We start from the raw sequence: 24,422 nt of genomic DNA on the forward strand, positions 1-24,422 counted from the left end.
TCGATCCTTTTTCTTTGTAGAATGCTTGCTCAACTTCTGTGAATATAAATTCTTTACCGCAATCTCTGCATACAATAGTCTTATCTGCCATTATAAATTCCTCCATTTTCTTAAGATTTATCATGGTTAATAACATATCTCATAAAATCGGAGAAATTTATTAATCTATTTTAAATCTTCTTTTTAGTAGCGTCATATACTACTATTTCATTATATCATACAAAAAAAATATTACAACACTTTTATTATTTTTCTTGTATAAATTTATTATTTTTTTCAATTTTATGTTATTTTTTAATTATATATAAAATTTTACTTTACCTCCTCGCCATCAATAAATACCTTTTCCCATTGGTCAACATAACTACTACTACACCATTCTGCCATTATTATCTCTGCATCTTCATTTATATCTATTATTTCTAATGGCGATGCTATTATAGTTCCATTTTCAATTTTATAAATAGCTATATAATCCTCAAATTGTATTAATGCTATTTTCCCTTCTGGTGAAGTAAAAGCATCTTTAAAATATCCTAATTCACTTTTTAATGATTTCAATGAAACATTTAAATAATTATAGTTTATCAACTTTTTATTTGGAAATAATGAAAGTTTAAAATCTTTCCCCTTATTTTCATTAATTTTAGGTGTAATTTGGGATATAAGAACCCATTTACCATTACTTCTTTCCATTGTTATATTACTATAATTAACATTATTAATATTTAGTTCATTCTTCTCCTCATCATCTAAATTATCAACAGCCTCACTAAAATCAATTGAATATTTTTCCTTTCCTTCTTCACCAAATATATCATTTATCTCAATTCCTATTTCACTATTAATATTATCTACTGGAATTATTTGATACATCGGGTAATTTCCATCAAAATAATTTCCACTATATTTTTCTATGGCTATATAATCATTACCTATAAATTTAATACTTTTAAATTTATTTTGATTTATTGACGTGTTTACTTCTTACTCGCTTCTCTGGATAGTTTGATTCAACATGTGCCACTTGAAATTGCTCTATATACTTATCATTAACATAACTTGTATTAACCCTCATCTTAAATATTCCAGTCATCCTTGGAAATATTATATCATCTTTTATGTATATATTTTTAATCTCTGAATCCTCATGTGATATCCATATAGTTTTATAAATATCATTACTATAGGTTCCATCTTCATTTAATTTTCTTGGAATTTTTATACCAAGCATAACTCCTTCCTTATCTTCATGCAGCACACCATCTTCATCATTTCCAGTATCGTTATTCAATTTTTTTATATCAACAGAATCGCTTATTTTATTTAACTTAAATAAAATTGATTTGTATAATAAAATCATTTCATTATTGCTATCTATAAAAAACTCAGATATTATTTGATTATTATCTACTATAGATATAACATCCTTCGTTTCACCTTCCTTTAAATAACTATCCATAGTTAAATTATATTCTTCTGCCAAAATATAATCTTTATTCACTACTTTTAATCTATAACTAATATTCTTCTTTTCTTGATTTAATATATTTATCTTATCATTAGTAAATATAAATTCCTTGCCTATATATCTACCTTCCTCTTCTTTGTACTGATCAAAACGTTCATCTAAGTACTGATATTCTATAACTTTCCACGTCCCAGTAAATTCATAATAGTTTTCTACTTCACTTTTACTATCACAAGAAATTAAAGTAATAATAACTATAAAAATAGTACATAATAAAACCTTCTTCATATTTTATTCCTCATTTCTATATAAAGGAATCTCTACAATTACAGTAGTGCCTATATTTAATTCACTCTCTATATTTATCTGTCCACCATGCAATTTTATTATTTCATCACTTATAGATAATCCTATTCCATTTTTTGATTTACTATCTTTACCCTTATAAAATTTTTCTTTAACTCTTGGTAAATCATCATGACTTATTCCAATTCCGTTATCACTAACAGAAAACTTCAACTTATCATTTTCTATTACCACATTTAATTTTATAGTATTTGATTGTTCTGTAAATTTAAAGGCATTGTCTATAATATTAATTAACACTTGCTTTATTCTTTTTTCATCAAAAATCCATGTTCCTATATTATCTTGAATATAAACTTCAAAATTTTTCCCTTCTCTAGTAGCACGTGGTTTCATATAGTTCTCTATATACTCAATGAAATTTTTTACATCATGTTCCTTGCATATTAATGAAGTTACCCCATTTATAATTTTTGAAAAATCTAACAACTCTTCTACCATCTCTGTTAATCTATCACTTTCTCTTTCTATTATATCTAAGCCTAATTTTATTGTTTCTACATCATCATAATCATAACTTAACGTTATAGCCCATCCCTTAATAGCTGTTAATGGTGTTCTTAATTCATGAGATACTGAGGATATAAACTCATTCTTTACTCTTTCTCTATTTAGTACTTCTGAAGCCATGTAATTTAACGTACTAGAAAGCTGTGAAATTTCAATATTATCATTTATATCACTTCTAATATTAAGATTTCCTTCAGCCATTTCTTTAGCAATACAAGTAACCTTTTTTATAGGTTTTATAATATCCTTAGCAATAATTAAACTCATAACTATACCTATTATAATTACACCTATAGAAATACTTAAAAAGAAAATAGTGAAATACTTTATAGTTTTTAAAACTTCATTTAATGGGTATATTAATCTTAATATACCTATTATTTTTTGTGACTCTAACTTAGATGATATAGCTTTAGAAACTATCATTATTTTTTCATTGTTATTTCCTCTACTCCCAGTCCATACTCCTGTTTCACCTTTTATAGCCTTTGCTATATCTGGTGTATTTAATATCTTTTCATCCCTAATCCCAAATGAATCCATCAATAGCTGTCCATTTTCATCTAATATTTCAACTTGATTTTTACTATTATCCCAAAATGCATCTATATTATCGTAAACATTCTCTATCAATTCCTTAGAAGAGAAATATCTATTATAAAAATTTATAGATGAATCTATTCCATTTTCCAATGTTTTAGCAGTATTTTTATAATAATATGCCTTTAAACATATTATTGTTGATATATCTAAAATAAATATTGTTGAAATAATTACTATAAGAAAATTTCGTAAAATTCTATTCCTTATGCTCTTCATCATTTACTCCACTCCATCGATATCCAACTCCCCATACTGTTTCTATAAATTTTTCATTTAAATTTTTATTTTCTATTTTACTTCGTAATCTTCTAATATTAACATCTATTATTTTAGAGTCTCCAAAGTAATTTTCTCCCCAAACTAAATCAAGCAACTCATCTCTACTAAAAGCTTTATTAGGATTTTCTAAAAATAATTTTATTAATGAATACTCCTTAGGGGTTAATTCTATCTCTTCATTATTTTTCATCACCTTTTTGCCATATAGGTCTACTTTAAAAACTCCTTCTATTAACTCTTTTTTATCATTATCAATTCCTAATCTTCTTAGGACTGCCTTTACTCTAAGCAATAATTCCATAGGATTAAATGGTTTTACCATATAATCATCTGCACCATTTTCCAACCCCATTATCTTATCCATATCTTGTCCTTTTGCAGTAAGCATTATTATACCTATTTTTTTAAATCTCTCTCTTAGCTTAGCACAAACTTCAAATCCATTAATTCCTGGTAACATCACATCTAATATTACTATAGATGGATTTTCTCTATTTACTATATGTAAAGCTTCCTCTCCACTCTCTGCCTCTAATACATAAAATCCATTTCTTTTTAAGTTTATTTTTAAAAAACCTCTTATACTTAATTCATCTTCAACTATCAATATCTTATTCATTGTTTTACCTTAACCTCTTATTTTTATACTTATAGTTTGTGAGTTTAATATAAATTTACACATAATTATATTAATATCTTAAGCTTATATAAAAAATAAAAGAGTTATAACAAACTCTTTTATTTTAATGTCTTAAATTCATATCCTAAAGATTTTAAATAATCAATAGCTTCTTGTAAAGTTTTTGCAGTATTTTCTTTTCCTACTTTATCATGCATTAACACTACTAATGTATCATTGTTTCCTTCTAAATCGCTAACAGTTTGTTTTAATTCACCTATTAATTCTTCCTCTGATCTATTATTTTCTTCAGCATCACCATTAAGTGAATTCCAATCTACATATGTATACCCTTCTCTTTCTAAAACCTCATCTAAAGCCTTTGTATCCCAAGATGCATGTCCGCCAGGCATTCTTAAAACTCTTGTATTAAAATCCTCACCTAATACAGATTTTAATACAGCCTCTGATTTTTTAATATCATTCATAAAAGCTTGTGGATCTGCCACTCTATTTGGATATAATATGTCATACCTATGGCTGTATCCATGATTCCCTACCGCATTTCCTTCTCTTACTATTCTTTTTAGCATTTCTTTTTGCTCTTCACTCTTTTCAACTTCACTACCTAAAACGAAAAATGTTGCTTTAACATTATTTTTTTTAAGTACATCTAAAATTTGTGGAGTTATTGTTGCAGATGGCCCATCATCGAATGTTCAATAAGCTACTTTTTTATTATCTTCATTAATAAAATTCCATTTATTTATTTTATCCTCTATTATCTTTGAATCACTTGCATATATATCATTCTCTAAAGATATATATTCTGTTTCATCATCATCCTTAGTTTTATTAGTATCTTCATTTTTATCAACGCTATCATCATTATCTTTTTTCTCATCATTAGTATTTGAGCTATTATATCCTCCATCTGTAACATCTGCTCCTTGAGTGTTTTCAACTATTTCTATAACGGAACTATCATTTTTCTCCTTTTCATCTTGTCCATAAACTTGCAATACTGTTCCACATACTATACTAATAAAAAACAATGATACTATCATTATCTTTAATTTTATAGTACCTTTTTTACTTGTACCTATTTTTATGATTCCCATCAAACATTCCCCTTTTCAAATCATAATCTTTTTACATTTGTTATCTCTTCTACAAATTTAATTATAAATATATACTGTTATAATTGGATTACAAAATAGTTACAAAGTAAAAAAGACTATTGTGGATCCCCTAAATATATATACTATTTAAAATCTTTCAATTTTATAGTGTATATATATAGTCTTTTCCAATAGTCTTTTCTTTAAACCTTATATTTTTTTATATAAATGGATTATAAAAACGTCCTTTATTAGCTATATTAGCTAATATAGCTATTCCTAATATTATTGCAACTAATAATATTGCAATATAATCATTTCTCTTAAATGGCTTCGCATTATACCATGTACGCTTTTTATTATTACCAAAAGCTCTAAGTTCCATTGCGGTACTTATTGTTTCTATTCTTTCTAAACTTGAAAAAATAAGTGGCATTAAAATTGAAGCTGAATTTTTGATTCTCTTTGTTAACTTTTCCTTTTTAGACATATCTATTCCTCTTGCTTGTTGCGCAAATGATATATCTTGATAATCACGCTGAACATCTGGTATATATCTTAAAGCAATTGAAACAGAATATGCAATTTTATAGTTAACTCCAATTTTATTTAATGATGCTGCAAATTCACTTGGATTAGTTGCAACCATAAATAATAATGCCATTGGTATTATTGAGAAATATTTTAATGTTATGTTAAACTGATAAAATAGTTGTTCTAATGTTAGTGTATATGGTCCTGCAATTTTAAATAAATCAGTTCTACTTCCATATATGTGCACACCCTCATAAGGTGAAAATATAAAAATAGCTATATTATTTAATAATAGGAACACCAATATAAAATACAGTACAAAAGAAATTTGTTTAAACTCTACTTTTGAAATCTTAAATACAATTATGCTTACAACAAACATTCCTAAAAGCACTCTTGTATCATATGTAATCATAGAAGCTAGTGCCCAAATAATTAATGCAATAAGCTTTGACGCACCTGTTAACTTATGAATAGGTGAGTCTATATTTGAATAACTTAACATTGTACTCATATGCCTCTAACCCTCCTATCATAATCAATAAATTTCTTAACAAAGTTTCTTGGGTTATTTAAGTTAGCCTTTATAGCTAATTCATATAAAGAAGTTTCCTTTAAATTAGCTTCTTCTATAACCTTATTATCTGTAAGTACATTTGCTGCAGTATCATCAGCTAATTTCAACCCATTAGATAATACAATCGCCCTATTTGTATATTCAAGCATTAAATGCATATCATGAGTTATCATAATAATAGTAACACCTTTTTTATTTAATTCTTTTAAGAATTCCATAATTTCAGTGTAATGTTTAAAATCTTGACCAGCAGTAGGTTCATCTAAAATAATTACTTCTGGATTTAATACTAAGATAGATGCAATAGTTACACGCTTCTTTTGTCCAAAGCTTAATGCTGAAATTGGCCAATTACGGAATTCATACAGTCCACAAATTTTTAATGTTTCAAAAACTCTTTCTTTTACTTCTTCTTCATTAACACCTCTGACTCTTAATCCTAAGGCAACCTCTTCAAATATCATAGTTTTTGATATCATTTGATTTGGATTTTGCATTACCATTCCTATTTTTTCTGCACGTTCTTTGATAGTATCATCAATTAAATCCCTACCATCAAATAAAATTTTCCCACTGGTTGGTTTATAAAAACCGCAAATCAATTTTGATATAGTAGATTTTCCTGCGCCATTTCTTCCTACTACACTAACCATTTCTCCCTTATTTACCTTAAAAGAGACTCCATGTAGTATTTCTTTTCCTTTATCATATCCAAACTTTACATCTCTCATTTCAAGAATAGTTTCATTTTTTATTTCTTCAGTATCCTCTGAAGTTTCTTCATACCATTCCTTTAATTTTTCTTTACAAGAATCTATTTTTAAATTATCTATATGTTCAGGATTAATTTCTGAAGTAATTTCACAACCTGCATATTTTAAAGCAGTAATATATAATGGCTCCCTTATTCCTATTTCATTTAATAAATTAGAACTTAACAGTTCTGCTGGAGTAATATCTGCAGCAATTGAACCATTATTAACTACTATTATTCTATCTACAGGACAATGAAGTACATCCTCTAATCTATGCTCTATTATTAATATGGTCTTATTAGTTTTCTTTTGAATTTTATCAATTAATTCAATTGCACTTTTCCCTGTTGCAGGGTCTAAACTTGCAAGTGGTTCATCAAATAGAAGTATATCTACATCTGAAACCATAACCCCTGCTAATGTTACACGTTGTTTTTGCCCTCCTGATAAACTGTATGGAGCCGAATCTAAATGAGTATCTATACCAACAATTTCTGAAACAACTTTAACTTTTTCTTTCATCTCTTCTTGAGATACACAATCATTTTCTAATTTAAATGCTATATCTTCAGCAACAGTTAATCCAATGAATTGTCCATCTGGATCTTGAAGTACAGTACCAACTGAATTTGATAGTTCAAATATACTAGATTTTTTAGTTTCTTTTCCTTTAATCTTTAAACTCCCTGTTATTTCACCCTCATGTGAAAATGGTACAAGTCCGTTTATACAATTTGAAAGAGTGCTTTTCCCTGATCCTGATGGCCCAACAACAAGCACTTTTTCTCCCTCATATATAGTTAAATTTATATTATTTAATGTTGGCTTTGCTTGAGCTCTGTATTGAAATGTAAAATTTTCGAACTCAATTACAGGTTTTTTCATTGCAAATCTCCGTCGTCTTCTATATAAATCATAATAATAAGAATAATATTCTTTACACTTAAATTCACAAATTAATTTAATCTTGTATACAATTAATTTAGAATCTTACTTAAAGATAATACTATATTTTTTACAATATGTATATTATCAAAGAATTTTTCATTTAATAAAATGTACCTAATTCAAATTTATCTATAAAAAATCGCTTTAAAGGTTAAAAATACCAGAGGCATAAAGACTCCGGTATTTAAATTAATTCTTATTCTCTATCTAAGCTTCCTTTTTTTACTCTAGTCTTAGCATAAGTATATAGTAGTTAGTTCCTAATACTCCAACTGTAATTGCATTAGAAATTCCAGCAACTGCACCTTGAACATAAACCTTATTAGCTGGTTCTGCATATATAACTATATCTAATGTTGGTGCTACTAAAAGCCATGCAATTGCATTTGCAATTACTTGATATATATTAAAAAGAATCATTTCTTTCTTTCCAAATTCACCTTCATTAACCTTTAGTCTTTTAGCTGCTAACCCTATAACAAGTCCAACAGTAGCTGAAGCTATAATCCAACTAAACCATGGATTTCCCCAAAAAACTAAATCTTTTAAAGTATGTCCAACAAATCCAATTGAAATACCTGCTATTGGTCCATAAATAATAGCCATTAACGCTAAAAATGCATAACATGTTTCTATATTTGTATTTGGTATCCCTGTTGGAATTGAACCAAAACGTCCTAATATCATAAATACAGCTGCCCCAATACCTATAGCAACAATTGTCTTAATAGATAACTTGTTTCCCATCTTACTACCTCCTTTATTAATACACTTTATTTATATAATATTATCTTTATAATAATTATTATCTAATTTTATTCATAAACTATTCTTGGAGCTTTTCTTATAGAAATTCTCCAGTTAGTTCCTGTTTGAATGTTATATGCTTTTGAGAACGAACCTTGATTAATAGCAACAGCTAAATTATCTAGTGAGTTAACATAAACTAGAGTTTCACCTACATGAACATCAGCAAATGATTTAGCATAAATCATTATATTTCTATAAACTTCTCTAGTGTCATTCTTTATTGAAACTTCTACTCTATCACCATAATTTATTCCTAAACTTGTAAATAACTCTCTACCAATATTTGTCCAAAGACTTCCGAATCTTACATCTAAAACATCTATAGTTCCTGTTACCATATCATTTTCTTTTCTTGATTCTACTACTGGTAATTCCACAACTTCTTCAACTGCTATTTCTGGACCAACTTGTTCAAAAGTTATAACACCTGAAGCAAGTCTTGCACCTGTATATGCATATATATCTCTACCATGGAAAGTATAAGATGCACCTGAATTAGGTAATCTATTTATAGTTTCATCTATCTCTCTAGCTTCTACTATTCCACACATACGTTTAATATGAGTAAGTGTTCCATTATCCGGAGTTATTATGTATTGTCCCTTTGCTGTTTTAACTGCAATACTCTTTCTATGAGATCCTACTCCTGGATCAACTACTGATACAAATACAGTGTCTTTTGGCCAGTAAACTACAGTTTGGATTAATCTATATGAAGCCTCCCAAATATTATATTGTGGTATTTCATGAGTTAAATCAAATAATTGTAATGTATTGTCTACTGAATAAGCAACACCATACATTGCACTTACTGCTCCATCCGCTATACCAAAATCTGATTGAAATACTAAAGCATTTTTCATAAAATAAGCCTCCTAAAAATTATGTCGTATTCAGATTATAAATTACGAATATTATTTTAGTCAATACTCTTTTCATTCGCTATTTGTCGAATTTTATCTTATTTTATTTTTTAGCAGCACCTTAAAATTATACTTTTTTATTATTTTATAGTCAATGTTTTTATAGCTTTATATAGACAAAAACTATTGGAAAATCAGTCTGTTTTTATAAAATAAATTATGGCGAAAAGCATCATTTCTTTTTTTACTTACGTACTTTATCATTATACTTATTTTCTAATTATTTTTAACATAATCCAATATAAGAAAAAAAGTTGTCCATCATCTTCAGGACAACTTTTCATTTCAACTTATATACTATTGTAAAATATGAGTTCCTTCACCAATATTACTTGTGTAGAATGAAGGTTTAATTCCTGTGACATTTTCATATGCTATAGATACCTTTTCTTTAAACTCATCTACTTTTTTATTATCTACTAAAGCAATAGCACATCCACCAAATCCAGCTCCTGTCATTCTAGCTCCAATACATCCTTCGATTTTTAAAGCCTCATGAACAAGAGTATCAAGATGAAGTCCTGTAACTTCATAATCATTTTCAAGAGATAAATGAGATGCTGTCATTAATGCACCAAAAGCTTTAATGTCATTAGCTTTTAACATTTCCATACTCTTTTTAACTCTTTCATTCTCAGTAACAACATGTATCGCTCTTTTCTTTATAGTTTCATCTGTAATAAAACTTTCTATATCATTTAAAGTAGCCGCACAAAGATTTGGTAGCTTTTCTTCTTTATTTGAATTTATTATTTCAAGAGCTTTTTCACATTCTGCTCTTCTTTCATTATACTTAGAATCAGCAAGTTCTCTTCTCTTATTAGTACTCATAATAACTAAACTATAATCACCTAAGTTTAATGGTGCATATTCATAGTAAAGCGATGCGCAATCTAAAAGAATAGCACTGTCCTTTTTACCTACTGAAACTGCAAATTGATCCATTATTCCACAGTTAACTCCAACAAATTCATTTTCAACCTTTTGACAAATCTTAGCTACTTCAACTCTATCAATTTGCTCTGGATTTTCTAAATAAAGAATAATATATGCCATTAATACTTCAAGTGCTGCTGATGATGAAAGTCCAGCTCCATCAGGAATATTACTATATAACACTAAATCCATCCCTGGTACATTATGTCCTAAATCTTTAAGTGCTTTTATAACTCCCTTTGGATAATTACCCCAATCATCTTCTTTCTTATAAGCTAATTCTTCATCTAAATTTATTACAACTTCTCCTGCAACATTTTTAGATCTCATTCTAATTTTATTATCATCTCTTAATGCTATAGCTGCATATATTCCAACAGTTAATGCTCCTGGAAAAACAAATCCTCCATTATAATCAATATGCTCTCCTATTAAATTAACTCTTCCTGGTGAAAGAAAAGTTTTTATTTCCCTATTATCTTCACCATATTCTTTTGCAAATAATACCTTCATTTCATCTCTGTTCATAAATTTTACACCCTTCCTCTTTATAATAATCTATAAAAATAAATATAATTTAATTTTTTTATTATCTTTTAATACCACTTAATTCATAAAGAACATAAACATTATAAAATTTATTTGCTCTTCCTATAAATTTAACAAATATATTACAGTACAGAATTTAAGAATTTCTCTAAGCCTGCTTGTCCTTTTTCATTTCTTTTAAATACACCAGCATTTTCAAGAACCTTTGAGAATATTATTCCTACTTCCTTTTTAACTAACTCTTTTGCCTCATCATACGTTGACATATTATTTTCACTTAACATTTTTTCTATCCATGGCATATGTTTATTAATTTCTTCATTATTTTCAGCTTCTTCTTTACTATAACTCATATCTCCACAAAGTATCTTAGCTATTGTATCTAATTCTTTTTCAAGTCTTCCTGGTAATACTGCCAGCCCCATAACTTCAATTAATCCAATATTTTCCTTCTTTATGTGATGAAGTTCTTTATGTGGATGGAATATTCCATCTGGGTGTTCTTCTGAAGTTCTATTATTTCTTAAAACAATATCTAATTCAAAATCCGCTCCCTTTCTTCTTGCAATTGGAGTTACTGTATTATGTGGAGTATCTCCTGTAAATGCCAATATTTCATTTTCTACATCGGAATAATTTTTCCAAGCTTCAAACACTTCCATTGCAGCATCTATAACCTGATTTTTATCAGTTCCTTTTATTCTCACTACTGACATTGGCCATTTAACTGTTCCAATTTCAAGTTCTTTATATTTAGAACTCTCATAATACTTTTCAATTTCAGCCTTTTCCATTGGGAATTCATGTCTTCCACCTTGATAATGATCATGAGTTAATATTGATCCACCTACTATTGGTAAATCTGCATTTGATCCAATAAAATAATGTGGTAATATTTCTGTAAATTCAACAAGCCTTTCTATTGATTTTCTTGTAAGTCTCATTGGTTCATGTTCACCGCTAAACACAATACAATGCTCGTTATAATACACATATGGGGAATATTGCATAAACCATTCCTTATTAGTAAGTTCCATTGGAATTACTCTATGATTTTGTCTTGCTGGATGATTTAATCTTCCTGCATATCCCACATTCTCTTTACATAATAAACACTTTGGATATGTCGCTTGCTTCATCAACTTAGCTTTTGCTATTTCCTTAGGATCCTTTTCTGGCTTAGATAAATTAACTGTAATCTCTAAATCTCCATATTCAGTCGTTGCTGGCCACCAAAGATTTTTAGCTATTCTTTCAGTCATTATATAATTTGAAGCCTTACTCAACTCATAATACCAATCTGTTGCTTTTTCAATAGATTCATTTTTTGCTTTATCATAAAAAGTATTTATAACTTCACTTTGTCTTGGCATTAAAAGTCCCATTATTTTAGCATCAAATAAATCTCTCAATGTAGTTGTATTTTCTTCAATTAATCCAACCTCTGCTGCATAATCTAATATATTATTTAATATATCTACTGGAGTTTCTTCTTCACTTTCTAATACTTCTCCTTCAAATGGCCCTTCCAGTTTTAAAACATCAATTAATGCATTCCTTGTAGGAATAATATCATACTTTGAAATCATCCCCTTTTTTAATGCAAATTTTAATAATCTCTCAATCTCATAACTAACATTACTCATAATTCACTCACCCATCTATTTAAAAATTATTATTTTACATTACTACCATTAAATAATTCTTGTATAACTAATGTTGCAGCCCCTATTACTGCAGCATCTTTCCCTAAAGCACTTTTTATTATTCTTACATTCTCTGCTGGCAACTTAAGTCCACGTTTTTTCACTATTTCTTCTAAAGTTTGCAATGTATATGGTGTATTTTCAAATATTTCACCAACTACTACAATTGCAGTTGGATTTAAAATATTAATTAAACTTGTTACTGCTGTACCTATATATCTTGCAGATTCTTTTAAAATATATATAGATAGCTCATCTCCTAAAACAGATGCCTTGCATATATCAGTTATAGATATTTCATTAATATCCTTTACCATCTCTATAAGTATTGAACTTTGCCCTTGTTTAATCATTTTAATAACTTTTTTTACAATATTATTGTTTGATGCTACAGTTTCAAGACACCCATAATTACCACAATTACATTTATCTCCATCACCTTCAACAACAACATGGCCAATTTCACCTGCACTATAATCAACTCCATAATACGGAATGTTATTAATAATTATTCCTGCACCTATCCCATTGGATATACTTATTGTAATGAAGTTTGATATACCCTTTGATACTCCAAATAAACTTTCTCCTATAGCCATTGCTCTTACATCATTATCCACATAAACAGGGTAATTTAATTTTTCTTCTAATATTCCTTTAATATCTACATTCTCCCATGCATAATACGGAGAATACTTTGAAATTCCTTCTTTTACATTAACTATTCCATGTAAAGCTATGCCTATTCCTAATATTTCAGTATTTTCTATTTCACTTTCCTTTACAACTTCATTAATTAATTTAATTAACTCATTAAAAATTAATTCCTTATTATATCTTTCTTCTTGTACCTCAATAGCCTTTCTAAATACTACTTCTGCATTAAGATTAGTTATTACTACTTCTATGTTACCTATTCCTATAGACACACCTATTATGTATCTGGCATTTGGATTAATCTCTAGTATTATAGGAGGTCTTCCTCCACTAGATTCTCCAATTTTACTTTCTATTAAATATTTATCTTCAAGTAAAAACTTAGTTATATTCGTAACACTTGCCGGAGTCAATCCTGTTAACTTAGCTATATCTGCTCTTGAAAGACTTCCATTATCCCTTATGACTTTAAGTATAGCTGCTATATTTAGCTGCTTCATAAGTTCAAAGCTACCTTTTAATACTTTACTCATTCAACCACTTCTTTATTAATTATTTTAACAAAGTTTTTAAAAACTATTACTAATATATCTTTATATATAAAGGATAACATATCTTTCTCTCTCTGTAAACATATACAAAGTGTTTTTTATCTTTTTGTCATATTTTCTTAAATACTCTAATAGATTATTACTATATGCTTTTAAGCACATGTCTTTTATGATTTAAAACACCTATTTTATCTATTATATCTCTTATAGAAATTTATTTAAAAGAAAGGATTTATTTTATTATGATTAATTTTAAACTTAAAAATTTTTTGTCGGTTATATTTATATTATTTTTAACCATAATCACATTTATATTAATAGAGGCTGGTAAATTTCTGTATACCCTAGTAACATTTTCAATAATTCCAAGCTATATATACCTAAGCAAAGATTAATTAATATATAACGCATTATATTTATAAACTTTTAATACAAGTTTACACTTATAACACTTCTTATACACATATGTTAAATTCCATATGCTATTTGCCTATAAATTAATATGTATATATAATTATATTCAAGGATGTTTTCTAATTTTTCTAAGGAGTATAAATTTATGTACGAAAGTTTTATTTCAGATTTAAGTATTTTTAGCAATGAATTTTCAAATTTAATAGATACTAGCGATAGAACTACTATTTTATCGAAGATTAAAGATAAACATATAGGTGAATTAAATGGCGATTGCAATATAGAAGATAAAAGGATTGACCTTTTTATTTGGAATGCTATTTTTTCTAAAGAAATTATAAGACATGGGGTTTCAAAAAAATATCTTCATCCCCTTTATAATAAATTTTACACAAAAATTCCTCCATTAAATGATTTAAAATCACTTCAAGAATTAGAAATATGTATGGCTGAGGCCTATTTAGACTTTTTAATAAGAGATATAGAGGTTAAGGATAATTTTATCGTTAATAAAATTCTTCAACATCTTCATATGAATATAGAAGGTTTCACATCACTAGAAACAATATCAAAAAATTTAAACATAACTCCTGAATATGCGTGCACTTGCTTCAAAAAACATATGGGCATATCTCTAATGAAATATTCAAAAAAAATTAAAATTGATAGAGCTAAAGTGCTATTACTAACCACTAATAAAAGCATTTTAGATATAGCAATAATACTAGGCTTTTATGACCAAAGTCATTTTTCAAAAACCTTTAAATCATTCGAAGGAATTTGCCCATCAAAATTCCGTAATACCCACTATAATTAAATCACGAACAATAATTATACTGAAATATTTGTTATATTATCTTTAGGAATTATCATTATTTCACTAAGAACTCTATATTTTTATGATGTGCATTGAATATATTCTTACAGCTAGAAACATTAATTAAAAATTATGTTATCTACCAAATTAGATTAAGTTTTAGAATAGAAAAAGTACTAATATAACTGAAAAAATATATATGATGAATCTTACAACTTATTGATAAAATCATATTAATTCTCGCAATGTTATATAAGTACTTTTTTCATTAACTTTAACTCAATTAACGCTTTGCTTTTTCTACTCTTAGCTTCTTTCCTTTTATAGTTGAATCTTTTAATGCAGCAAGTACTTTGTTTCCTTTTCCATTTAGTATATCAACGTAAGATACTGTGTCTTGTACATCTATTATTCCTATATCTTCAGCTGTAATCCCTTCTATTCTAGAAATTGCTCCAACAAAATCCCCAGCTCTTAATTTTTTCTTTTTACCACCATTAAAGTAAAGCTTAGTTATATTTGCATTTATTACTTTAGCTTTTTCCTTTTTAGCTTTTGGTTTAGATTTTAAAACTTTTATTGCTTCCTCTTTTTTAACCTTATTTTCTTCTTTAGGTAACTCCTCATTAACTGGAATTTCAAACCCTATATATTCTTGTATTATATTCAACAATCTTTCTTCAAATTGATTAACAAGCGAAATAGCTTTCCCTTTGGCTCCAGCTCTCCCAGTTCTACCTATTCTATGTACATATGCTTCTTTTTCTACTGGTAAATCAAAGTTTATTACATGTGTTATACCTTCAACATCAATACCTCTAGCTGCCACATCTGTAGCTATTAATATTCTAAAATCTCCTCTTTTAAACTTTTCCATTACTTCCATTCTATCTTTTTGAAGCATTCCACCATGAATTTTATTGATAGAATATCTTTTTCTATTTAAATCTTCATACACCTTATCAACATTCTCTTTTGTCTTACAGAAGATAACTGCTGTTTCAGGCACTTCCTTTATTAAAATATTATTTAAATCCTCTAATTTAAAATATTCTTTAACATTGTACAATTCATGATTTATTTTTTCTGTTATAAGTTTTTGAGCTTTTATTTCAATACTTATTGGTTTATTCATATACATATCACAAAGACTCATTATTTCTTCTGGTATTGTTGCAGAAAATAACATTGTTTGTCTTTCTTTATTTAAAGTATTAATAACTTCTCTAACCTGATCAATAAATCCCATATTAAGCATTTCATCAGCTTCATCAATCACTAAATACTTAATTTTAGATACATCTAAAGTTCCCCTACTTATATGGTCACATACTCTTCCTGGAGTTCCTACAACTATATGAGTTTTCTGCTTTAACTCTCTAGCTTGCTCTGAAAAAGGTTGTTTACCAAATACTGCTACTGCTCTTATTCTTTTAAATCTACCTATATTTTTTATTTCATCCTTAACTTGAATTGCAAGTTCTCTTGTTGGCGTTAAAATTAAAGCTTGCACTTTACTTTCTTCCCATATTACTTTTTCACTTAATGGAATACCAAAAGCTGCTGTTTTACCACTACCTGTTTGTGATTTAACTACAACATCATTATTTTTCATTATTTCAGGAATTACTTTACTTTGTACATCTGATGGCTTTTTATATCCAATTCCATCTAGTGCTCTAATTATTTCATCACATAAATTATATTCTTTAAATGTATTATCCACTATACTTACCTCATTTTTATTAATTTGCTTATTATACTTCATTTAATTAGTATAACCCATATTTATTACAAGTAAATAAGTTTTAAATATAAAAGACCTCAAAACTTATCTTAGCAAATAAAAAATAAATAGCTAAAACAACCTCTTATAACGAAAACTTGCCTTAGCTATTTGTAAATGTATATAGTTAATTATGCCTTTAATAATTCTTCAATATTTAATTGTTTCTTAAACTCTTCTAAACCTATTCTATCTATATAATTACCTAATCGTTCTCTTCCTTGACCATGTTCAGCATAAATATCTATTACTCTTTCAACTACCTCAAAAATTCTATCCTCTGGAATGTTCATAGCTATTTTATCGCCTAATCTAGGAATTACTCCACCTCTACCTCCAAGGTAAAGTATCCATCCTTTAGGTCCTCCTATAAGTCCTATATCTCTAGTATGGCTATCAGCACAACTATTAGGACAACCACTTACACCAATTTTTAATTTATTTGGTAAGTTTCTACCATGGAATGCTCCATCTAATTTAGAACCAATAGCTACTGAATCTTGTAGTCCTCTTTTACAAAAAGTAGTTCCAGGACATATTTTAACACTTCTTACACAAAGCCCTATAGCTGCTCCTGGTTTCATTCCTAAATCCGACCAAGCTTTATCTATATCTTCTTCTTTTATCCCTACAATTGCAATTCTTTGGGCCCCTGTAACCTTTACTGCCGCAGCATTATACTTTTCTGCCACATCTGCAATATCCCTTAATTGCTTTGGAGTAATAAGACCTCCTGTTAAATGTGGTGCTATTGCATAAGTTTCCATATCCCTTTGAATTACAGCTCCTTTATCTAATAAATCTTTCATCGTATAATTCTCCTCTCAAACAATATGATAATATTTTTACCTTGCTACTTTTATTTATGTATAACAGTATTTTTATATAGTTATGCTTTATAGTATCTTTAATATATAAGAATATACCTTAAACTACCTTTAAATTTAATTCTCTATTTTTCATTTTTAAGCTATATTATTCTACAAAACTAATTTAATTACATTATTATATATTTAAAAATATAATAAGTAAATTATTATGTTAAATTTTATATTCTGAAATCAAAAATTATATATTCTACTTTTCAAAAAAAAAAAAGATTCCTACATAATGCTTCACTTCCTGTATATTTAACAGTATTAACACATAAATGTAGAAATCATATTTTTGTACTTAGTAAACTAAAAACATATTGTATAAATATATACTATTTACTTATTTACTTTTCATTAATTAGTTTTCTTTTTCTTAAACATAAAGAATCCAGCTCCTGCAATTATAGCACCAACTAATACTACCATTAACGCTGAAGTTCCACCTGTTTGTGGTAGTTTACCACTATTTGTAGAAGCTCCTCCATTGTTAGTGTTACCACTTGCACTATTATTACTGCGATTGTTGCTATTGCTGCTATTATCACTTACAGATACTTCTTTTAAATTGCTAATTGCAACTCTTAATTCTTCTTCTGCTTCTACTATTTCCTTTTCAGTAGCAGAACTATCTTCAAGTATTTTGCTTGCTCTCTCAACTGCTTCTTCAACACTTCTCCACGTTGCTACAGTATATTTACTTGAATCTAATTCATTAACTTTATTTAATAAATCTTCTAGTAAATCCTTACTTGGCTTTAATCTTAATTGTAAATAAGCTCTCATTAATTTATTGTAAGCTGAATCTACATCTTCTTGAGTTGAATTTTCATTTTCTAAAACAACTAATGCCCCTGTAAGTTCTGCTTTTAAATTAGCCCAAGTTAATTCAATATATTGATCTTCTTTATCACTTAATCCATTAATCATGTTAATTAAGTTTTGAAGGGCATCTTTATTTACATTATTCTTAACTAATCCATCTATAGCTTCTTGTAAATCAGCAATTGCCTTATTTACTTCTTCTACAAGTGCATTTTCATCTTCATAAACTTTACCTGCACTAACTAATGCTGATTGTAATTTTGACCATGATTCACTTGTATAATCACCTTCTACTAAAGCTTCTGCAATATCTATTATAGCCTTAAGTGCATCTTTATCTCCAACTTCAAATTCAAGCATCCATATAGCTTGTAATAATCTATTGCAAGCAGCCTCAACTTCAGCTTCTGTTGCTTTTACATTAGCATATATTTCTTGAGCTTGTTCTAAAGAAGAGTTAAACTCTTTTACTACAACTGGTACAAGACCTTCTAATGCACCTTGTTCTTTAACTGATTGTGCATAATCTATAGTAGATTTTAATAATTCTTTATTTACTTCTGGTTCTGGTGTTACATCTGCTTCTTTAAGGTTTTCCTTAGCAGCATTTAACTCTACAACGATACTATCTATTTGAGCTTGTGCAGATGAGTTATCTTCATAAATCTCTCTAGCTTCATTATATACATTCATTAAAACACTATATGATTCCTCAGTGTATAATTCACCATTTAATCCTTCTACTTCTTGTAATAATACTTTTAAGCTTTCTCTATTAACTTTTCCTAATGCATTATCAATTTCACCTAATTTAAATCTAAGACCTATGATATAAGTGTTATTGTTAGTATTAGTATCAAAGTTACCATAAGAATTTAAGAAGAATGTACCATCACTCATAACTACATTTCCAGCATAACCAGTATCACCAGCCTTAGCTGAATTAGTGTAATCCTTAGCTAATCTAATTCTATACTCTCCATCATTACCATTCATTAAATCTTCGTAAGTTCCAACCCAACCTATCCAATCTCCTGCCATCCAATCTCCATCAGATGTATTTCCATCAAGGTTAGTATCAAGTTTAATTTCTCTAAAGCTTATTAATAGTCTTCCGCTTATTGGGTCATAAACAGCTTTGTGTCTTTCTCCGTTTAATGAACCTTGAACTTCTCTTGGTCTGCTCCAAGTTTCACCTTCATCATCTGAATAGAAAATAGTTGAAGTATGCTTATGAGATTGACTCCTTGCAAGAGCAACTATACGATTTCCATCTGGTGATCTGAACATACCTACTTCACAAATTTGATAAGTAGATTCTAAAGTTCTATATTCACTTAAATATGGTTCTGGATCTGACCACTGTTCTTGTCCATTTTCATCAAATGTTAAATAAGTTTTGTAATTAACATAACCATAATCATGGAATACACCCATCCATTTATCTATATAGTTTCCATTTTCATCTTTCAATTGAATTAAGCTTGCCATCGCAACAATAGTTCTAATTCCAGTATTCCATTCTGTGTAGTCTCCCCAAGTTTCACCATTATCATCTGATATTGATGTTTTAAAGCCTCTAAAAGTACTTCCATGCCATTCTGGTCCACCTGAAATAGATATTAATTTTTGACTACCATCAACAAAATCAAGTTTGTATATTGTAGGAGTTTCTTCTGAATTTACCCAAGTTTCATTAACCGGAACTCTTTTTTCCCATGTTAAACCACCATCAGTACTCTTACTTAATAATGCTTCACCAAAACCATGTCCTTTTGGATAAACAGTTAATAAAGTTTTATCATCATCTAATAAAATAGTATCTGGCTGACCAAGATATTGACCGTCCTCTCTATCTATTACAATTTGCTCTTCTGCTGGTATTTCATAAGTTTCTAATGTGTTTTGATAATTTATTCTTCTATTAACACGAATATCTACTGTTTCTGAGTATTCTCCTGACTCATTTGAAACTGTAATAAATGTGTCTCCATAAGCAACACCAGTAACTAATCCATTTTCACTTACAGTTGCAATATTTTCATTATCACTTGTGAATATAATATTATCTTCAGCCTTATCACTAATTAATTCTGCAATAATTTGAACACTTTCATTAATATAAATTTCTTTATAATTAGTATCAACATTTAATCCATTAACAGCTTTAGCTTCAATTATTTCTTCAGCAGTTAAAGCTCTGTTATATACTTTAAGTTCATCTAATTGCCCAACGAATCCACGACCTCCAATAAACTCTAAAGGTGCTTTCATTGGATTATTTTTAGTATACGCATTTGTAGTTCCTATTTTTTCTCCATTTACATATAAAGCTAATCCTTCAGCTACTGAATTAGTATATGCTACATGAAGCCATTGATTTTTTGCTATTTCTGTTGGGAAGCTTAAAGTACCTTGATTAACATGTACTCCTGGTTTTGATGCATTAGCACCTACACCTACAGCTAAATCAACTGATACTGAATTAAGTTCTGATGAGCCTGTAGCAGTTCTACCATCCCACATAACAGATGCAGTACCTTCTTCATTACCTCTATTTACCCAGAAAGCTATTGTCCAATTCTCTGGTAAATTAGCTGGAGATTCAATTTCAACATTATTTGTTCCAGCTATAAAGTTAAGTGCATTTCCTGACTTTCCTTCAACTACTACTGGTCCATTGATTGTTCCATTATATAAAGAACCATCTGCCCAAACATTTTCAACAACATTTCCATCTATATTATCAAAGCTATAATAAGCAACCTTTGCTTCTTCTTCTATAGCTTTTTTATTTACAACTAAATTTATAGTTGATTTCTTTGATGAATCTTGTGCTGATGTAGCTGTAATTTGAACTGTACCAACCTTAACACCAGTTACTACACCTTGACTATTAACTGTTGCTACACTAGTATTGCTTGATGTCCATATTACCTCTTTGTTTAATGCATTTTCAGGCATTACTGTAACATTTAAGCTAAGCTTTTCACCTAAATTCATTTCTTGATTTCCATTGTTTATTTCAACAGAATCAATTGTATTTACTCCACCATCTCTTAATTCAATATACTTTTCAGTAATATTTTTAATTTCAGCTTTTATAGCTGCCATATCATCTGGAATCATAGCTCTTGTTTCATCTGTAGCATATTTTGCTCCACCATGATCACCAACACCATTTTTAGTTCCAGTATAATTTAACTTAACTGTAGCTAATAAATTATCTATATCAGCTTTTAATGATGGTACTTCATTTTGCATCATGTATAATTTATTTACATCTCTTATGCCTTCTGCCATTTTTTCTAATCTTACAGAAGTCTTTGATGTTATATTTTCTGAATCTTTTTCATCTGGATATATTAAGAATGTATCTCCAGCTTCAAAAGCCCAGTGAGTTGTATCTCTAAGTGGATCTTGAACCCAAGCATCAAATGCCCATCTCATATATCCTGTTGCACCTTGTGCTGCTGTAAACATCATAGTCCAGTAGCTTTCTCCAGGCATACTAAGTGCTAATGAGTTTGGAAAATGCTCTGTACAAGTATATATTGTAGTTTTATATTCTTTTTCTGCTTCAGCTCTTTCAGCAACAAAGTTCTTATAATCAGCTAAGCTTCCTTTTGCCGCTGTTGAACCAACACTTAAATCATCAACTCTATCAGTTATATATTTGTAACTAGTACTAAAGTGATCCATTGCAGCTGCTTTCTTAAGAACTTTATCATGTCTATTTTTAACTTTATCTATAACATCAAAAGCCTTATCCATATTTGATCTTTCATCAATACCTATATAAGTATCATCAAACCATCCTTTTTCATCTAAATGTATAACTAACTTATTTAAGAATTGTAACCATACTTCTTCATATCTAGTTGTACCTGCTGGTAGGTTTTCTACCATTGTAGTTCCAGAAGCTTCATCATAGTATTTAACATTATTTCCCCAAGGAATCATACTGTAGCATACTATTTTATCTCCAATTCCTAAATCTTTATTAAATTGAACCCATTTATCAAAATCAGTGTAATCAAAACTAAAAGTTCCATCTGCATTTCTTGTCCATTTAATCATTGATGGATATCTTATTTCATTTTCACTATAAGTTTGTCCACCCCATGCTTCTTCAACTATTGAAGCTGTGATTGCATGTCCACCTAATTCTTTATACTTTAACATATGTGGTGTTAAAATAGCTAAATGTTCTTCTGAGAATGGTTCTACACCATAATATTCAGCTGAACTATATGGATATTGCCATGCTTCAAAGTCAAATTCATATTCACTGCTACTTGGCATTGTTACATCTAAAACTTCTAACGCATAGTTAAATACTATATCATCAACGCCATCTGCAGTTACTGTAACAGTTCCTTCATAAACTCCTGAAGTTGCATTTTCAGGAACATTAATTTCAACCCATATTGGTTGAAGTGCATTAAACTCAACATTAACTGGACCTTCTGTATATAATACATCTGGCACACTAACTTTTTCACTATCATCACTTGGAGTATTAGCTGGACCATCACTTGATGCATGATATCCTGCATCCCCGATATAAGCCTTTGTTTCTTTAAGGAATGTAGTAATAATATTTTCAGAGTTTATTACATTACTTCCAGAAATGAAATCACTAGCTGAAACAGTAACATTCTTTAGAATACCTTCCTTTGATGCTACAACTATTTCAGAAATTGCCTTATCTGCCTTCCAAGCATATAATGATTCATTTATACTTCCTAAAGTTAAAACTTCATCATATCTATCTTGAGTATATGAGAGTTAGTGTCTACTATAGTACCATACATTGAAGCATTTGCTTCAGTAACAGTTACCATAATACTATCACTTACATTAAATTCTTCTGATGTAGCTGTAATAGTAGCTGAACCTGTTGCAACTGCTGTAATTACACCTGTCTCTGAAACTGTAGCTACTTCTTCATTATCACTAATATAAATTATATCATCTGCAGTTGCATGAATTGGATTAACTGCTACAGTTAATTGCTTTTTAGCACCTTCTACTAAACTAACATCTTCTCCTAATTCAATGCTAGTAACCTCATATTTTTCATGAAGTATTTCAACTCTATCTACTTGAATAACAGCTTGAGCGTGAGCTGAATTTGAATTAACTCCTGTTGCTTCTGCTTTTAAAGTATACTTTCCTTCTGTAAGACCTCCCCATGCATATGCTGGTGAAGTATTATCTACTCTTCCATCAATTATAACTTCACTATTTGCCACAAGATTACCTTCTGCATCATATAGTGAATATTTAGTTTTACCATTTTGCGCTGTTTTATTTCCATAAACTTCAATTCTATTTCCTATAAAGTCAACGGTATAGTATTTTTGTTCTGGATTTTCTTCGCCATTACTTAAAACATTATAATGCTCTGAAGAACTACCTGAACCTCCAGCCACCCATCCATTTCCATAATAGGTAAAGTAATTTATTTCCCCAGTTGTTTTAGTATCATCAATTACTGTTCTGATACTTGCTTTTGTGTCATTTGCATAAGCTGTTAAAGCACTACTTGGAATACAGTTAAATATAAACATAAAAGCTATGGACATTATATTTAACTTAAACCATTTTTTGTTTTCATCTTTTCCCCTCTTTTCAAAAATTTAATTTTTATATTTTATAAAAAGGAACTACTAATTTAAAAAGTATTAACTATTTCCTTCTTGTGATTAGCAGTTCCTATTTAATCTTAAATTGTCTATTTTTTCTTTCTATATAGTCCTAATCCACCAAGTAAAGCAATAACTCCAC

General features: G+C 28.6%; 17 protein-coding genes and 2 pseudogenes. 1 reads left to right on the forward strand and 18 read right to left on the reverse strand.

Features of this window, described 5'->3' with window-relative positions:
* The 14 genes and pseudogenes from HMPREF0216_RS17610 to HMPREF0216_RS02815 all read right to left on the reverse strand — a co-directional run.
* Positions 1 to 91: zinc-ribbon domain containing protein (locus tag HMPREF0216_RS17610; protein WP_040418654.1), on the reverse strand; the 91-nt coding region annotated here is incomplete at its 3' end.
* Positions 92 to 312: 221 nt separating this feature from the next.
* Positions 313 to 876: a hypothetical protein gene (locus HMPREF0216_RS02760; protein ID WP_005210873.1), complete on the reverse strand. Its 564-nt coding sequence runs from the start codon at positions 874 to 876 to the stop codon at positions 313 to 315.
* Positions 877 to 958: 82 nt separating this feature from the next.
* Positions 959 to 1,759: a hypothetical protein gene (locus HMPREF0216_RS02765; protein WP_005210877.1), complete on the reverse strand. Its 801-nt coding sequence runs from the start codon at positions 1,757 to 1,759 to the stop codon at positions 959 to 961.
* Between the two features lie 3 nt (positions 1,760 to 1,762).
* On the reverse strand, positions 1,763 to 3,169 hold the full coding sequence (locus tag HMPREF0216_RS02770; RefSeq protein ID WP_005210878.1) for a sensor histidine kinase: 1,407 nt from the start codon (positions 3,167 to 3,169) through the stop codon (positions 1,763 to 1,765).
* Positions 3,147 to 3,848, reverse strand: a complete 702-nt coding sequence (locus HMPREF0216_RS02775) for a response regulator transcription factor (RefSeq protein ID WP_005210880.1) — start codon at positions 3,846 to 3,848, stop codon at positions 3,147 to 3,149. The genes HMPREF0216_RS02770 and HMPREF0216_RS02775 overlap by 23 nt, the downstream gene beginning before the upstream one ends.
* 119 nt (positions 3,849 to 3,967) lie before the next feature.
* Positions 3,968 to 4,555, reverse strand: a pseudogene (locus HMPREF0216_RS16210) (polysaccharide deacetylase family protein); the annotation flags it as partial.
* Between the two features lie 12 nt (positions 4,556 to 4,567).
* Positions 4,568 to 4,969 carry a hypothetical protein gene (locus HMPREF0216_RS16215; RefSeq protein ID WP_005210882.1) on the reverse strand — a complete coding sequence of 134 codons (402 nt, stop codon included), beginning with the start codon at positions 4,967 to 4,969 and terminating at the stop codon, positions 4,568 to 4,570.
* Positions 4,970 to 5,189: 220 nt separating this feature from the next.
* Positions 5,190 to 6,017 (reverse strand): energy-coupling factor transporter transmembrane component T family protein, encoded by an 828-nt coding sequence (locus HMPREF0216_RS02785; RefSeq protein WP_005210884.1) that lies wholly within the window; start codon positions 6,015 to 6,017, stop codon positions 5,190 to 5,192.
* Entirely contained in the window at positions 6,014 to 7,720 is a 1,707-nt protein-coding gene (locus HMPREF0216_RS02790; protein ID WP_005210886.1) for an ABC transporter ATP-binding protein, read from the reverse strand. Before HMPREF0216_RS02790 ends, HMPREF0216_RS02785 begins: the two co-directional genes overlap by 4 nt.
* Positions 7,721 to 7,979: 259 nt before the next feature.
* Positions 7,980 to 8,530: pseudogene (locus HMPREF0216_RS02795) on the reverse strand (ECF-type riboflavin transporter substrate-binding protein).
* Between the two features lie 68 nt (positions 8,531 to 8,598).
* Positions 8,599 to 9,456, reverse strand: a complete 858-nt coding sequence (locus tag HMPREF0216_RS02800) for an SAM hydrolase/SAM-dependent halogenase family protein (protein ID WP_005210890.1) — start codon at positions 9,454 to 9,456, stop codon at positions 8,599 to 8,601.
* A gap of 357 nt (positions 9,457 to 9,813) precedes the next feature.
* Positions 9,814 to 10,980 (reverse strand): galactokinase, encoded by a 1,167-nt coding sequence (locus tag HMPREF0216_RS02805; RefSeq protein ID WP_005210892.1) that lies wholly within the window; start codon positions 10,978 to 10,980, stop codon positions 9,814 to 9,816.
* A gap of 143 nt (positions 10,981 to 11,123) precedes the next feature.
* Positions 11,124 to 12,647 (reverse strand): UDP-glucose--hexose-1-phosphate uridylyltransferase, encoded by a 1,524-nt coding sequence (gene galT / locus HMPREF0216_RS02810; RefSeq protein ID WP_005210893.1) that lies wholly within the window; start codon positions 12,645 to 12,647, stop codon positions 11,124 to 11,126.
* A gap of 29 nt (positions 12,648 to 12,676) precedes the next feature.
* Complete coding sequence (locus HMPREF0216_RS02815) at positions 12,677 to 13,897, reverse strand: ROK family transcriptional regulator (protein WP_005210895.1); 1,221 nt, start codon at positions 13,895 to 13,897, stop codon at positions 12,677 to 12,679.
* A 577-nt stretch (positions 13,898 to 14,474) separates the two neighbouring features.
* Between HMPREF0216_RS02815 and HMPREF0216_RS02820 the strand changes: the two genes are divergently transcribed.
* The gene (locus tag HMPREF0216_RS02820) at positions 14,475 to 15,146 is read left to right on the forward strand and encodes a helix-turn-helix domain-containing protein (protein ID WP_040418656.1); all 672 of its coding nucleotides are present in this window, start codon (positions 14,475 to 14,477) and stop codon (positions 15,144 to 15,146) included.
* Positions 15,147 to 15,429: 283 nt separating this feature from the next.
* Here HMPREF0216_RS02820 and HMPREF0216_RS02825 read toward each other — a convergent pair whose 3' ends face one another.
* The 4 genes from HMPREF0216_RS02825 to HMPREF0216_RS02845 form a co-directional block, all read right to left on the reverse strand.
* Positions 15,430 to 16,872, reverse strand: coding sequence for a DEAD/DEAH box helicase (locus tag HMPREF0216_RS02825; RefSeq protein ID WP_040418657.1), 1,443 nt, complete (start codon positions 16,870 to 16,872; stop codon positions 15,430 to 15,432).
* A 191-nt stretch (positions 16,873 to 17,063) separates the two neighbouring features.
* Entirely contained in the window at positions 17,064 to 17,741 is a 678-nt protein-coding gene (locus HMPREF0216_RS02830) for a nitrite/sulfite reductase domain-containing protein (protein ID WP_005210901.1), read from the reverse strand.
* 420 nt (positions 17,742 to 18,161) lie between these two features.
* Positions 18,162 to 23,372, reverse strand: coding sequence for a glycoside hydrolase domain-containing protein (locus HMPREF0216_RS16220; protein ID WP_423219168.1), 5,211 nt, complete (start codon positions 23,370 to 23,372; stop codon positions 18,162 to 18,164).
* 11 nt (positions 23,373 to 23,383) lie between these two features.
* Complete coding sequence (locus HMPREF0216_RS02845) at positions 23,384 to 24,220, reverse strand: Ig-like domain-containing protein (RefSeq protein ID WP_005210905.1); 837 nt, start codon at positions 24,218 to 24,220, stop codon at positions 23,384 to 23,386.
* Between the last annotated feature and the right edge of the window lie 202 nt (positions 24,221 to 24,422).

Origin of the sequence: Clostridium celatum DSM 1785, assembly GCF_000320405.1 — a bacterium.
GTDB classification, from domain to species: Bacteria; Bacillota; Clostridia; order Clostridiales; family Clostridiaceae; genus Clostridium; species Clostridium celatum.